Raw genomic sequence first — 13,139 nt, forward strand, 5'->3', positions numbered from 1 at the left:
GGGCGACCTGCGCGCTATTCGGCCGCCAGCCGATCGCCGAAGGCGATGCCGGTGAAGGTCTGGTTGAGATGCATCGAGCGGTACTGTTCGCCGTAAGTGCCGAAACCGATGACGTTGTTGACCCGGTAGAGCTCCGAAATATCCCGGAACACCTGGCGGTTGCGCGCGTCGAGCCGCCGCAGCACGCAGTCGAAGCCGAGGATCATGTCGATGCTGCCCAGCCGGTCCCTGACGTCGCTGAGCGCGGCGCGTGTCGCCTCCACCATGTTCTTCGGCTGGGCGATGGAGAGCACGACGCCATCGTCGATGGCGCAGAAGAAGGAGAGCGAGCCGTCGGTATGCATCCTCTGGATCGAGCGGCAGTAATATTCGCCGCCCACCTTCACCACTACCGGATGCGAGGCGAAGCTCAGCGGCGTCAGCGTATGCGGCAGGATCCCCACCGAGGCGGCATATTCCTCGGCGGCGTTGACGGCGTTGAATTCGCGCACGACGCGGTGATCGGGATCGGAAGCGGTCACCACCAGCTTCTCGTCGGTAGGGATGAAATTGTCGGTCTTGAAGACGTGGAAGGGGATTTCGGTCGCGATCAGCATGATGATGGCGCTGTCGGAGGCGACCTTGCCGTTCGAGATCAGCGTGGTCGTCTCGAATTTGAGATCGTCGCCCGCCGAGCCGCCGATCAGCGGAATGTCGTCCAACCCCCAATGGATGGCCGACGTCACCGCCTCCTCGGCATAGGACAGCCCGTCGATGAAGCAGAGCGCGAACGTATCCTTGGCCCGCTCTTGCCCGATGCGGCCGCTGAGCGAGCGCCTGAGCGCCGCGACCTCGCCGGTGATCCTGTCCATGCCCGACGAGGAGAGATTGTCGACCATGATGCTGGCCGTCGCGAACGAGGAGGACGGCAGGAGCAAAGCGAGGATGTGGCCTTCCTCGAGCCCTTGCGGCGTGATCTCGCCGGCGGTCGAGCAGCCGGCATAGGCAAGGCCCGGAGCATGCTCCGTCAAAGCTTCCGACAGCACCGCCGCGTCGACCAGGCTCTGGGAGAAGAACAGCAGCGCGAAACCGGCGTCGATCGCCGCCGCTTCCGCCGCGACCGCGCGGGCAAAGGCGCCGGCGTCGGGCTCATCCGTGGTGAGCGCCGAGAGGCCGCATGCATAGCGCGTGCGCGAACTGGCCAGCTGCGTTCTCCTGCGTTTCCTCCGACGTGTTTTTGTGCGCGTCGGGCGCGCGGGCGTCGAAGGCATGTTGTCTTCAAGGGGAGGCTTTGGCAATGGGCCGCCCCCCTCCGGCGTGACCGAAAGTACAATATGCGGCGTTTCGGGCGAACTGCATTCTCGCGCCGTGGAGGGCTCGGTGTACTTTTCCCGCATTTTGTGCGGCATAAGTGAACAGCCGGCGCGCCGGGAGGAAAACGGCGCCAGGACACCAAGGTAGAATACCCAGGGAGGTTTCATGTCGGACATTTCGTTGACGGTGAACGGCAAACGCGTCAGCGGCGCCATCGAGGATCGCACGCTTCTGGTTCATTTCCTGCGGGAGGTCCTCGGCCTCACCGGGACGCATGTAGGCTGCGACACATCGCAATGCGGCGCCTGCGTCGTGCATCTCGACGGCAAGGCGGTGAAGTCCTGTTCGATGCTGGCGGCACAAGCCGCGGGGTCGAGCGTGGTGACGATCGAGGGGCTCGCCAACGGCGCCGACCTGCATCCGGTGCAGGCAGCGTTCAAGGAGCATCACGGTTTGCAATGCGGCTTCTGCACGCCGGGCATGATCATGACGGCGACCGACATGATCGCGCGCCATCCGGAAGGCCTCGACGAGGCCACGGTGCGCGCCGAGCTTGAAGGCAATATCTGCCGCTGCACAGGCTACCACAACATCGTGAAGGCGATCCTCGCCGCGTCGAAGACGATGTCCAAGGGCGCCAAGGGCAAGGCCAGGCAAGCTGCGTGAGAGACACAAGGGAATAGGGGAGTAGGGCAGTAAGGCAGTAGGGAACCAGGAGGCAATTTCCCTACTGCCTTACTCCCTTACTGCCCTACTCCCCTACAATTGGGAGGAATTTCTAATGGGTATTGAAGGTGTTGGCGCCCGGGTGGCGCGCAAGGAGGACAAGCGGTTCATCACCGGCGCCGGCCGCTATGTCGACGACATGGTGGTTCCCGGCATGAAGCATGCGGCCTTCGTCCGCAGCCCGCACGCACATGCGCAGATCAAGAAGATCGACGTCAAGAAGGCGCAAGCCATGCCCGGCGTCATCGGTGTCCTGACCGGCAAGGAGATCAAGGCGGACGGCATCGGCAACCTGATCTGCGGCTGGATGATCCATTCCAAGGACGGCACGCCCATGAAGATGGGCGCCTGGTCGCCGCTGGCCGTCGACAAGGTCCGCTATGTCGGCGATGCGGTCGTCGTCGTGGTGGCGGAAACCAAGAGCCAGGCGCGCGACGCCGCCGAAGCCGTCGAGATCACCTACAAGGAACTGAAGGCGGTGGTCGATGCGACCAAGGCGCTGCAGAAGGGCGCGCCGCAGGTCCACGCGGAAGCCGAGAACAATCTGATCTTCGACTGGGAGATCGGCGACGCCAAGGCGACCGACGCGGCGATCAAGGGCGCGGCGCACGTGACCCGCATGAGGATCGTCAACAACCGGCTGGTGCCCAACGCGATGGAGCCGCGCGCGGCGCTTGGCCATTACGACAAGGCCGAGGACCACTACACCTGCTGGACGACCTCGCAGAACCCGCATGTCGCGCGGCTGGTGATGAGCGCTTTCTATAACATTGCGCCGGAGAACAAATTGCGCGTCATCGCCCCCGATGTCGGCGGCGGCTTCGGCTCGAAGATCTACATCTATCCGGAAGAGATCGTCTGCCTGTGGGCCTCGAAGAAGACCGGCGTGCCGGTGAAATGGGTCGCCGACCGCACCGAAAGCTTCCTCTCCGACGCGCATGGCCGCGACCATGTCTCGACGGTGGAAATGGCCTTCGACAGGAACAACCGCATCACCGGCCTCAAGGTCGACACGATCGCCAATCTCGGCGCCTACATGTCGCTGTTCTCGTCCTGCGTGCCGACCTATCTCTACGCGACGCTGCTGTCGGGCCAGTACGACATCCCGGCGATCCACGCCAATGTGCGCACCGTCTACACCAACACCGCGCCCGTCGACGCGTATCGCGGCGCGGGGCGACCGGAAGCGACCTATCTGCTGGAGCGCACCATGGAGACCGCCGCGCGCGAACTCGGCGTCTCGCCGGCGGAGCTTCGGCGGACGAACTTCATCACCTCCTTCCCGCATCAGACACCGGTGATCATGAATTATGACGCCGGCGACTACGCCGCTTCACTCGACGCGGCGATGAAGGCATCGGACTATGCCGGCTTTGCCAAGCGCAAGGCTGCGGCCGCCAAGCAAGGCAAGCTGCGCGGCATCGGCATGAGCTGCTACATCGAGGCCTGCGGCATCGCGCCGTCGGCCGCGGTCGGCTCGCTCGGCGCCGGCGTCGGCCTGTGGGAATCGGCCGAGGTGCGCGTCAACGCTGTCGGCACGATCGAGGTGCTGACCGGCTCGCACAGCCATGGCCAGGGCCATGAGACGACCTTCGCGCAGCTGGTCAACCAGCGCTTCGGCGTGCCGATCGACAGCGTGTCGATCGTCCATGGCGACACCGACAAGGTGCAGATGGGCATGGGCACTTACGGCTCGCGCTCGGGCGCCGTCGGCATGTCGGCGATCTCCAAGGCGCTCGACAAGGTCGAGGCCAAGGCGAAGAAGATCGCCGCCCATCTGCTCGAGGCCGACGAGAGCGACATCGTCATCGAGAACGGCGCGCTGAAGGTCGCCGGCACCGACAAGAACGTGCCGTGGTTCCAGATGGCGCTCGCCGCCTACACCGCCCACAACCTGCCGGCGGGCATGGAGCCCGGACTGAAGGAGACGGCCTTCTACGACCCGGCGAATTTCACCTTCCCGGCCGGCTGCTATATCTGCGAGGTCGAGATCGATCCGGAGACCGGATCGACCGAGATCGTCCAGTTCGTGGCCGCCGACGATTTCGGCAACATCATCAACCCGATGATCGTCGAAGGGCAGGTGCATGGCGGCATTGCCCAGGGCGTCGGCCAGGCGCTGCTGGAAGGTGCCCATTACGACGCCAGCGGTCAATTGCTGACGGCGAGCTACATGGACTACACCATGCCGCGCGCCGGCGACCTGCCGTCGTTCAAGGTCTCGACCTCGAACACGCCGTGCCCGAGCAATCCGCTGGGCATCAAGGGCTGCGGCGAGGCCGGCGCCATCGGCTCGCCGCCGGCGGTGATCAATGCCATCACCGACGCCATCGGCATCACCGACATCGCCATGCCGGCATCGCCGTCCACGGTGTGGACCGCGATCCGTTCGAAGACCAAGCACTGAGGGAGGGAGCAAGCATGTATTCGGTCAATTATCACCGCGCCGCCTCGGTTGCCGAGGCCGCCAAGCTGCTGAAGAACGGCGATGCCAAGCTCCTGTCGGGCGGCATGACGCTGATCCCCGCCATGAAGACGCGGCTTGCCGCGCCTTCGGACCTTGTCGATGTGTCACGGCTGAAGGAGCTTCAGGGCGTCAAGGTGTCGGGCAAGACCGTCACCATCGGTGCCGCCACCACGCACTACGATGTCGCCAACGACGAAAAGCTGAAAAAGGCCTGTCCGGCGCTGGCCAACATGGCGTCGCTGATCGGCGACCCGGCAGTGCGCCACAGGGGCACGATCGGCGGGTCGATCGCCAACAACGATCCGGCCGCCGACTATCCGGCGGCACTTCTGGCACTGGGGGCGACGATCGTCACAAACAAGCGCGAGATCGCAGCCGACAAGTTCTTCAAGGGCCTGTTCGAGACGGCGCTGAAGGATGGCGAGATCATCACGGCCGTGAGCTTCACCGCGCCCGCCAAGGCGGCCTACGAGAAGTTCCGCAACCCGGCCTCGCGCTACGCCATCGTCGGCGTGTTCGTGGCCAAGGGCAAGGATGGGGTCCGTGTCGCCGTCACCGGCGCCGGCGACGATGGCGTGTTCCGCTCGAAGGAGATCGAGGCAGCGCTGGCGAAGAGTTTCGCGGCCTCCGCCCTCGATGGCGTGAAGGTGTCGGCGAAGAGCCTGATGAACGACATCCACGCCTCGGCGGAGTACCGCGCCAATCTGATCGCGGTGATGGCCAAGCGCGCCGTGGCCGCCGCCGGTTGATTGCCGCGAGGCGAAAACTGCAAAAAAGGGGCCGTGGCGGCCCCTTTTCTGTTGCCTCTCGCAGAGCCTGTCAGGCCGCCTCGCGGCTCTTCCGCTCCGACAGATAGCGGCGCAGGCCGGCTTCGCCGCGCGGCGTCGTCCAGCGATGGTTCCAGGCAAAGGCCGGCCTCAGCAGCGGCGCCAGCAACTTCAGGATTGGCCTGAGCACCGTGACTTGCCAGATCAGGTTGACAAGGGTGCCATTCCCCGATGGCGACAGTTCCGCCCGCCACAGGCCGTCGAAATCGCCGAAGGTCTTGACCACCACCAGCCGGCCGGGTGCAAGCTCGGCCGCCTCGATGATGAAGTTCAGTTCGTAGGGCAGCGCGCCACGCGCGCGAGCCTTGGCCCGCGAGCCAGCCACCCCCTTGCCTTTCTTGTCGAGCGGCACGACCTCCTTGTAGACGTCGCCCCACCAAAGCGGCAGCAGCTCGGCGTCTGACAGCACATCCCACACTTCCTGTGGAGACGCGTCTGGAATGTCCCAGCTCTCGTCGAAACGGAAGACGTTGCTCGGCATGACGGTTCGCCCCCGATGGCGGAGACGATTAGTTTAGCGACGGCTTCCTTATCGCGCCAGTGCCGCTCCCGGCGCGCCTTCAGGTGAGCTGCCGGAGGTAGTAGCGCACGGCCTTCTTGCCGCCATGGATCACCGCGTCGCCGACCTCGGCGAAGCCCAGCGCCGCATGGAAGGCATCCGAAGCCGGATTGGGCGGATCGGCATTCACCTCGCAGGTGACGATCGCCTGGCCAGCGCGCCTGACATGGTCGAACAGGTCCTCGTAGAGCCGGCGGGCGTGACCACGGCCGCGCGCCGCTGCCGCGACGACCACCCGGTCGACATAGACGAAACGCGGGTAGCGTTCGCGAAACCAGAGGAAGTTCGGGCTGTCGTAGCGAGCGTCCTGGTCGAAGGTCATGATGAAGGCCTCAAGCGCACCGATGCGACGCGCGTAGAAGGCCTCGCCGAGCATGAAGGAGAGCCGCTCGGGTTCGAGCCAGGAGAGTTCGGCCGCATGCCGGTTGTTGAGGGCGAGGACGGCAGGTTCATCCTCGGCGGCAACCTCGACGATCGGCGAAGGCATGTCCGGCATCATGCCTCGCCCCTGGCGGCGGCGATAGTCGCCGCTACCAGTGCCCCGTCGGTCACGGTGGTGCGGTATTCGCGGTCGAGATCGCTGCCGCCCATGCCGACGCGCGGGTTGCGGTAGCGCATCGCGCTCGGCACATCGGCGAGTGCCGCGAAATGCATTTCCTTCAGTCCGGTCCGGCTCAGCACTTGGGCGATGTTGTCGGGATCGAGCCCACCGCAGCCGAGGATGATGATGCGCTCGCCCGCCTGGCGGACGAGCGCGGCCAGAAGCTCGGCGCCCTCCAGTGCCGAGTCGCGCTGGCCGCTGGTCAGCACGCGGCCGACCTTGCAGCGGACCAGCGCCTCGAGCGCCTCAACCGGGTCGCGCGTCATGTCGAAGGCGCGGTGGCAGGTGACGTTGAGCGGGCCAGCCGCGCGCACCAATTCGCCCATGCGGGCCTCGTCGATGGTGCCGTCGGCATTCAGGCAGCCAACGACGACGCCGGCGACGCCGAGATCGGCGAGCGCGCTCACATCGGCGAGCATCGAGCGATATTCGGTGTCGCTGTAGAGGAAATCGCCGCCGCGCGGCCTGACGATGACGTGGAACGGAACGGTGGCGAGCTCGAGGGCCGCGCGCACCGTGCCGAGGCTCGGCGTGATGCCGCCCTCGACCAGGCTGGCGCAGAGTTCGACCCGGTCGGCGCCGGCGGCCTGCGCGGCAAGCAGCCCGTCAATGCCTTCGACGCAGAGTTCGATCAGGGGCAGGGGAGATTGTTTGGTCAAGGTGGGGTCCGTCCATGATTTTCGGCGACAGCCCTAGCATCGGCCCCGTTGCCGCGAAAGCGGCAATGATCGGTCCAGCAAGCGACGGGCGGCCGGCGTTCTCCAAGCTGTGCTTGACAGTCAAATAACCAATGAGTTATGAGTAAATTCATAGCCGACGGGTTATCGATTGAGGCGGGCGCTGTGACGGCACGGCCGCCGCCCGGCCCGTGACAGCGGTCGGCGAACCAAGGAACCCTGGAGCAGCCAGGACCCTCCGGATGCTCGGCATCCGGGGCTTGCAAGAACACGCCCGAAGGAGACCATTGTGCAAGCACGACTGAAGAACCCCGTAATGCTCATCCCCGGTGCGCTGCAGGCGCTGATGGCCCTGGACAAGTCGACCGAGGCCGCCGATGTGCCCTATGTCACGCGCAAGCTCGTCCATCTGCGCGCCAGCCAGATCAACGGCTGCAGCGTCTGCGTCGACATGCATGCGCGCGAATTGAAGAAGGCCGGCGAGAAGGACGAGCGCATCTTCGCTGTCTCCGCCTGGCGGGAAACGCCCTATTTCACCGAACCGGAACGTGCCGCACTTGCGCTGGCCGAAGCGACGACCCGGCTGAGCGATCGGGCCGACGCGGTTCCCGACGATGTCTGGAACGAGGCCGCCCAGCACTATGATGAAAAGCAACTGGCCGCGCTGGTGGTGCAGATCGCGCTGATCAACGCCTTCAACCGCCTCAACGCCGCCACCAGGCAGCCGGTCGGCGCCTGGGGCTGAGGGTGGCCTACTGGCGCAGCACCGTGTTCTTGGCGCCTTGCTCGACCTGATCGATGACGAGCAGTTTCACCGGGTCGTCGCCGACATTGGTGGCCTGGTGCCACTGGCCGATCATCTCGACGATGAAATCGCCGGTCTTGTAGGTGTTGCTGTTGCCGGTCTCGACATTGGTCACCTTGAGCGTCCCCGCCTCGACATAGGCAAAGCGGGCAAACGGGTGCTTGTGGACCGGCAAGGTCGCGCCGACAGCGATCTCGAAGGTCGAGACGATGACCTCGACGTTCTTCTGCGGCAGCGTGATCGGCTGGCCGGAGGCCGTCGTCGTGCGATCGGCGAGCGGCGTCACGACGACGGGTGTTGCGCCGCTGTCCAGAGCGTTGGCGGCGGTTGTGGAAAGCGCGACGGTCAGCAGCGCCGATGCCAGGGCGATTCGCATGGTTCCTCCTCGAGTTTGCCGGACCATCGCGCGACGGGCGTGCGGGCGCAAGATTCGATGACGGTCTGCGCACCGTCACCGCCAGCACCGGGGCTGTCATGGTCGTGGCCGACAACGTTCCAATGAGGAGTGCGAGACGAGGAGTATGAGAAATGAAAGAATTGCGCGTCAGCAACCGCCTCGGCCCATTCTCATCAGCCTTTCAACGCTTCATGAGGTCACCGTTGAACCGGATCTCGTAACCGTATGAACCGCTCGGCAGGTCAGCGGCCGCCTGCCGGAAACTGTCTTCTATCCGGGTCGTGTAGCGACCTTCATTCTCCAGCCTGTCCCACAGGACAAAGCAGACTGCCAAGGCAATCACAATGAGCACCGGTCGCATCGGAAATCTCCCTCAAGAGCTCCCGACAAAGCGCTTGCATGATGATCCTGCTTCAGCGGAAATACAAGCGATTGCTAATATATAGTCGCCAACGCCTGGCGTGTGCGCCTCTCTCAGTGGAGCGGCGGCTTAATGATATCAGCTTGCCGCGCTAGCCCGCGATGGCCATGCCGATGACAATTCCAAGCCCGATGGCGATACCCATCAGGAGCTTGCCGGCGAGGTCGAGAGCGATGGCGCGGACGACTGCGCGCATATCTCTGCGGGGCTGCGCTACAGCCCTTGTCAGGTTGTCGAAAGTCGCTTCCACGGTTGCCACCCTGCGATCTTTTGAGGGCAGCCTAGATCATATCTCGGGTTATGTGAATCCCCATTTTGCTCTATGGGTGGCGAGCCCACAGGCGGCCGCCAGGAGACGCAAGGCGCATCTCCGTTATAGGACAGCGACCAGCCGAAACCCGCTCAGCGCGCGTTCAGGCGGCGCTTGGTGGCCGGCCCGGGACCGCGCATATAGTGGAGCTCCGGCCGGTAGCGCGGTGCCACGAATTCTCGAAAGGCCGATGCCAACCGAATGAGGGTTACCCCCAGGGCCCAGACCGAGAACATTGCGGGAGGGCCGAACAGAAGCTTGTGCGACATCATTGTCCCAACCTCAGATGCCGGTGCCGATATGGAACAGCGTCTTTGTGCCGGCATGCCTGAAGCAATGGACGCAAGGACCGTGCCATGCCTGCCCGGCGCACGATTTGCCGCCTGAACCGACGCATGCAGGCGTCTCGCAATGGGTCATTTGCCGCTGGCACCACAATTGCACTGTCAGCAATGCCGGGTGTTGGGACCGGCACTTGGGGCGCAGGGGTGCCTCGCCGCTCCGCGAATGGAGCGGCGAGGTTTCTGCTTTTCAGCCAGCCGTCAGGCAGTTCCACATGCACCATCGACGGGACGAGCGGCAGCCTCTTTCAGCCAGTTGCTCGGTTCGATCGGCGTTGGGCGATGGCTCGGACGGGGCGCCATACGTCTGCGTGAGGCTGCCTGAGGGCTTGGGCGATGTCGTCGAAGAGCGCTTCCATCCTGAATCTTGGATCGGATCTCAGGGAATGTGAATCCCCTGTTCCCATCAAAGTCTAACGATCAAGAAAGCGCACTGGAAAGCACGTGTGGTAACCGTTGATTCAACCATGGCTGGTATATAAGGGAGGAGTGGCGGCTCCGACGGTGCGGCTGGGGTGCTAGGTGTCGGAGCCGCCTACGCAGTCAGGGGTGAGTTGACCGCGCTGTCTCAAAATAGGACAGCGCGGTCTACGATTGGTTAATTCAGCAACAGCTAACGGAAAGGACCGTGCGATATTGAATCAAATTCGATATCGCGGGATGTCCCGTGCGCAAACCTGCCGGCGTTGGCCTGTCTTCCAAAGCGTCGAATTCGACCGGTTGTCCGGTTTGCCTCAGCGTCTTTCGGGCATCGAGCGGCAGGAACGAATGGCTGCAGGAGCCAACTCCCGCTGCCTGACGGTGGCGGGCCTTTTAGTTAGCCCACCACCACCCTCCGGCTGGACCGCAGGCGTGTGGTCTCGATGTCATCACGGGAAATCCCGATGTCGCTGAGCAGGTCGTTCGGTGACTTGGTCAGCTCGTCCATTGCCTTCAACTGCGCCTTCTGTTCGGCTCGGCGACTGAGCCAATCGACAAGAGGACCAACTGCGACAAGAGAAAGGTTCACAAGCATCGGAGTACTCCCTTCACCGCTGCAGGAAACTGCATGCAGCCTAGGCCGATGCGTCGATGCGTCTGTGACAAACCTCACAGACCCGTTCGGCAAAAACTGCCCAGCTGCCGACGGTGGCGGGCTTTCGCGCGATGATTATGCTGGTGAAATATGTTCGCGGACCGTTCGACCTTTCGCGTGACATGTCGATCCGCCGCCGCGAGATGTGAGGGAGGCACCGGTGCCAAATCCAAACGGTGATAAAAAGTCCTGGATGATCGGCGATGGTCCGCTGCTTCGGGGGCGGGCTCTTTTTACTGGCGCACTATTCGCCCTAGTTGCGGACAAAACGCGGTTGACGTACCGTTAACTAGTCGCAATCATTTCGGATTGTGCAGGGTGAGGGCGTTTCAATGAAACTCGTTGTCTTTGGCGTAGCAATGGTATTGGCCGCCACCGGAGCAGCTGTTGCGAAAGAGAAGAAAAAGGTGGCCACCGCTCAGGCTGCAACCTCGTGTTCTGCAGCTCATACGAAGGCTGGCAGCAAGCCGACCCCGAAACCGGGTTGCAAATCGACAGGCACCGTAGTTGCGCGCCCGTCAAATCAGGCCGCAAATTTCTTGGACCATCACTTAGGGTACGACACCGATCCGTGGATCCGAACCGGCTATTGATGGCGGCTTCGGCTTCCGGGCCTTTTTCATGTCGCGTTCACATCGCACGGACTTGCCGATAAGTCGCAGGAAGCCCTGGAAATCAACGGGACGGCACTAACCGGCAAGCATCAGCCCAGCGGCGATCCCGGCACCGATCGCAATTCCGGTTATCAAGTTGCCGGCCAGGCGAAGCGCCCAGGCAACAGCTATGGCGCGCCGATTCGGTCTCGGCCGGGCTCGCTGCAGGCCAATCAAATCATTAGAAACGTGGTCCATGGGACGTTCTCTCCTTCGCGTGTAGATCAGCGCCTGGCGAAGTCGAGTTGTGTGGATATGCCGTGGATCAGCCGTTTTTCGGCCGTTCCTGAAAACCCTGCATGCCTTGAAATTGTTGGCTCCCCGGGCCGAATGAAACCGCGAACTACGAGCTGCCGATCCCCCTCGAAACTACGCCAGAACCTTCCGTCAAGATTCGCAAGCGTGACCGCGAGCGCGCGAAGCGCATCGAATTGGCCGGCGGGCCTGGGCCATCCCTCCGAGACCGCGCTGTCGCATTTGCCCGAAAAAAGGGTGAAGTGCGAACGCGCGAGATGACTGAGATCGGAATTCCCCGCTGCTATCTGGCCCGCATGTGCGACGAGGGTCTGCTCAGCAAGGTTGGCTATGGACTCTACCGCGCCACAGATCGCGAGGTGGTATCATCAGATTTTGGCCAAGCCGAGGTTTGCGGAGAGCGTTTTTGACGTCGTTAACACGCGCGAAGAGGCGCGAGCCCTGCACTTCTGCCGGGCCCATGGTGGCGAAAAAGGTTCGCGCGGTCACCCTCGGGTCCGGGCAGGATGGTGACCTCCGCGCCGCAGCCGAGGCCGTTGTCGATCATGCGAAGCGGCCCGATGATAGCTTCAGGCGCTGGCGATAGGTGCCTGAGACGTGTTCGCCGGCGATAGCCGCAGATAGTGTCCGGCTACTAGAGTCATCACCAAACCAGGACCCCCGGAGATTAACAGGCCGACAACTGGAGCAGTCATCTATTGCCGCCCCGCTGGGAAGAATGACCGGCGCCCTCGCTGGGAGGTTGCCCGAATGGCGCCGGCCAGACAGTCCTTTTCAGGTCCGCCGCTCTCCAGACATAGCCGAGTCTTTCCGTAGCGTCAGGTGGTGGCGGACTACGCTTTGGCTTTCCGCTTCGCAGGTGCCTTCTTGGCTTGTGCGACGGGTTCAGCCTTGCGGCCAAGCCCGATGGACTTCGCCAGTTGCGAGCGCTGAGCGGCGTAATTTGGAGCTGTCATAGGGTAGTCTTGCGGCAAGTTCCATTTGGCGCGATAGGCGTCCGGTGTCAGGCCGAAGTCCGTGCTAAGATGCCGCTTCAGGGATTTGAACTTCTTGCCGTCTTCGAGGCAGATAATGAAGTCCGGCGTCACCGACCTCTTCGGGTTGACTGCGGGAGTTTGCGGTTCAACGATAGGCGCGATCGGCGTGCCAAGTCCGGACAGCGAAGCATGAACCGATGCTATCACGTCCGGCAAGCCAGACACCGGCAAAGGATTGTTGCTGACATATGCTGAGACAATGTCGGCGGTTAACTCAGCTAGTTCGGTAGCGCGGGTATCGTTTTGGTTGGTCATTGGTTGGTCCTTTTGTCTGATTTATCCCCTCTCTATTGGTTGATGATCAACGACGCAACCGCCCTCCTAAGCCTGGTCTATCGAACTGCATTGGAGCCGACGCTGCATTCGTACCTTCTTCGGGCAACCCTTTGATGTTATTTCAGAAGTAGTCGCGACCGTAGAACGAAAGAGGCTCGTGGAGCGAAGGTGCCTGCCGAGTATCCGGTTTGGCTGGGGTTCTTGAAAGCTTTTCGAACTTTCTGGGTCGCGCCTCAGCCCGAATTGCGGGTGCTTATGGACAAGGTGGGACACTAGGTTCGGTTCTGGGATAGGTTGGTAGGCATCGACCTTCTGGCACGTGCGCCTTCATGACAGCATGACAGGGTGCGTCAGCACGATTCTTAAGCGCTGTACGTTCTGAATGGCAGCACCTCAAAGTCCGCCGTAACGATCGACTT

General features: G+C 63.0%; 14 protein-coding genes. 6 read left to right on the plus strand and 8 right to left on the minus strand.

Going from position 1 to position 13,139, the window contains the following annotated elements:
- Positions 1-14: 14 nt before the first annotated feature.
- Complete coding sequence (locus tag JG743_RS14805; protein ID WP_202301687.1) at positions 15-1,250, minus strand: FIST signal transduction protein; 1,236 nt, start codon at positions 1,248-1,250, stop codon at positions 15-17.
- Between the two features lie 208 nt (positions 1,251-1,458).
- On the opposite strand from JG743_RS14805, the gene JG743_RS14810 reads away from it, so the two are divergent.
- From JG743_RS14810 to JG743_RS14820, 3 genes are all read left to right on the plus strand, one after another.
- Entirely contained in the window at positions 1,459-1,959 is a 501-nt protein-coding gene (locus JG743_RS14810; RefSeq protein ID WP_202301688.1) for a (2Fe-2S)-binding protein, read from the plus strand.
- Positions 1,960-2,074: 115 nt separating this feature from the next.
- Positions 2,075-4,426 (plus strand): xanthine dehydrogenase family protein molybdopterin-binding subunit, encoded by a 2,352-nt coding sequence (locus tag JG743_RS14815; protein ID WP_202301689.1) that lies wholly within the window; start codon positions 2,075-2,077, stop codon positions 4,424-4,426.
- A 14-nt stretch (positions 4,427-4,440) separates the two neighbouring features.
- Positions 4,441-5,235, plus strand: coding sequence for an FAD binding domain-containing protein (locus JG743_RS14820; RefSeq protein ID WP_202301691.1), 795 nt, complete (start codon positions 4,441-4,443; stop codon positions 5,233-5,235).
- Between the two features lie 70 nt (positions 5,236-5,305).
- On the opposite strand, the gene JG743_RS14825 is transcribed toward JG743_RS14820, so the two are convergent.
- The 3 genes from JG743_RS14825 to JG743_RS14835 all read right to left on the minus strand — a co-directional run bounded on the left by JG743_RS14825 (position 5,306) and on the right by JG743_RS14835 (position 7,132).
- Positions 5,306-5,794, minus strand: coding sequence for an SRPBCC family protein (locus tag JG743_RS14825; protein WP_202301693.1), 489 nt, complete (start codon positions 5,792-5,794; stop codon positions 5,306-5,308).
- Between the two features lie 79 nt (positions 5,795-5,873).
- Positions 5,874-6,368 (minus strand): GNAT family N-acetyltransferase, encoded by a 495-nt coding sequence (locus JG743_RS14830; RefSeq protein WP_202302620.1) that lies wholly within the window; start codon positions 6,366-6,368, stop codon positions 5,874-5,876.
- A complete protein-coding gene (locus JG743_RS14835; RefSeq protein WP_202301695.1) occupies positions 6,368-7,132 on the minus strand; it encodes a copper homeostasis protein CutC in 765 nt (254 codons plus the stop codon). Before JG743_RS14835 ends, JG743_RS14830 begins: the two co-directional genes overlap by 1 nt.
- Positions 7,133-7,439: 307 nt before the next feature.
- Here JG743_RS14835 and JG743_RS14840 point away from each other — a divergent pair, with 307 nt between their 5' ends.
- On the plus strand, positions 7,440-7,895 hold the full coding sequence (locus JG743_RS14840) for a carboxymuconolactone decarboxylase family protein (protein WP_202301697.1): 456 nt from the start codon (positions 7,440-7,442) through the stop codon (positions 7,893-7,895).
- 7 nt (positions 7,896-7,902) lie between these two features.
- On the opposite strand, the gene JG743_RS14845 is transcribed toward JG743_RS14840, so the two are convergent.
- The 3 genes from JG743_RS14845 to JG743_RS14855 all read right to left on the minus strand — a co-directional run bounded on the left by JG743_RS14845 (position 7,903) and on the right by JG743_RS14855 (position 10,439).
- Entirely contained in the window at positions 7,903-8,331 is a 429-nt protein-coding gene (locus tag JG743_RS14845) for a cupin domain-containing protein (RefSeq protein WP_202301699.1), read from the minus strand.
- Between the two features lie 202 nt (positions 8,332-8,533).
- Positions 8,534-8,713 carry a hypothetical protein gene (locus tag JG743_RS14850; RefSeq protein WP_202301701.1) on the minus strand — a complete coding sequence of 60 codons (180 nt, stop codon included), beginning with the start codon at positions 8,711-8,713 and terminating at the stop codon, positions 8,534-8,536.
- A 1,528-nt stretch (positions 8,714-10,241) separates the two neighbouring features.
- A complete protein-coding gene (locus JG743_RS14855) occupies positions 10,242-10,439 on the minus strand; it encodes a hypothetical protein (RefSeq protein WP_202301703.1) in 198 nt (65 codons plus the stop codon).
- A 392-nt stretch (positions 10,440-10,831) separates the two neighbouring features.
- Here JG743_RS14855 and JG743_RS14860 point away from each other — a divergent pair, with 392 nt between their 5' ends.
- The gene (locus tag JG743_RS14860) at positions 10,832-11,092 is read left to right on the plus strand and encodes a hypothetical protein (protein WP_202301705.1); all 261 of its coding nucleotides are present in this window, start codon (positions 10,832-10,834) and stop codon (positions 11,090-11,092) included.
- Positions 11,093-11,583: 491 nt separating this feature from the next.
- Positions 11,584-11,817 (plus strand): type IV toxin-antitoxin system AbiEi family antitoxin domain-containing protein, encoded by a 234-nt coding sequence (locus JG743_RS34165; protein WP_274608536.1) that lies wholly within the window; start codon positions 11,584-11,586, stop codon positions 11,815-11,817.
- A gap of 423 nt (positions 11,818-12,240) precedes the next feature.
- Here JG743_RS34165 and JG743_RS14870 read toward each other — a convergent pair whose 3' ends face one another.
- Entirely contained in the window at positions 12,241-12,699 is a 459-nt protein-coding gene (locus tag JG743_RS14870; protein WP_202301707.1) for a MucR family transcriptional regulator, read from the minus strand.
- Between the last annotated feature and the right edge of the window lie 440 nt (positions 12,700-13,139).

This window comes from Mesorhizobium sp. 131-2-1 (genome assembly GCF_016756535.1).
Lineage (GTDB): Bacteria > Pseudomonadota > Alphaproteobacteria > Rhizobiales > Rhizobiaceae > Mesorhizobium.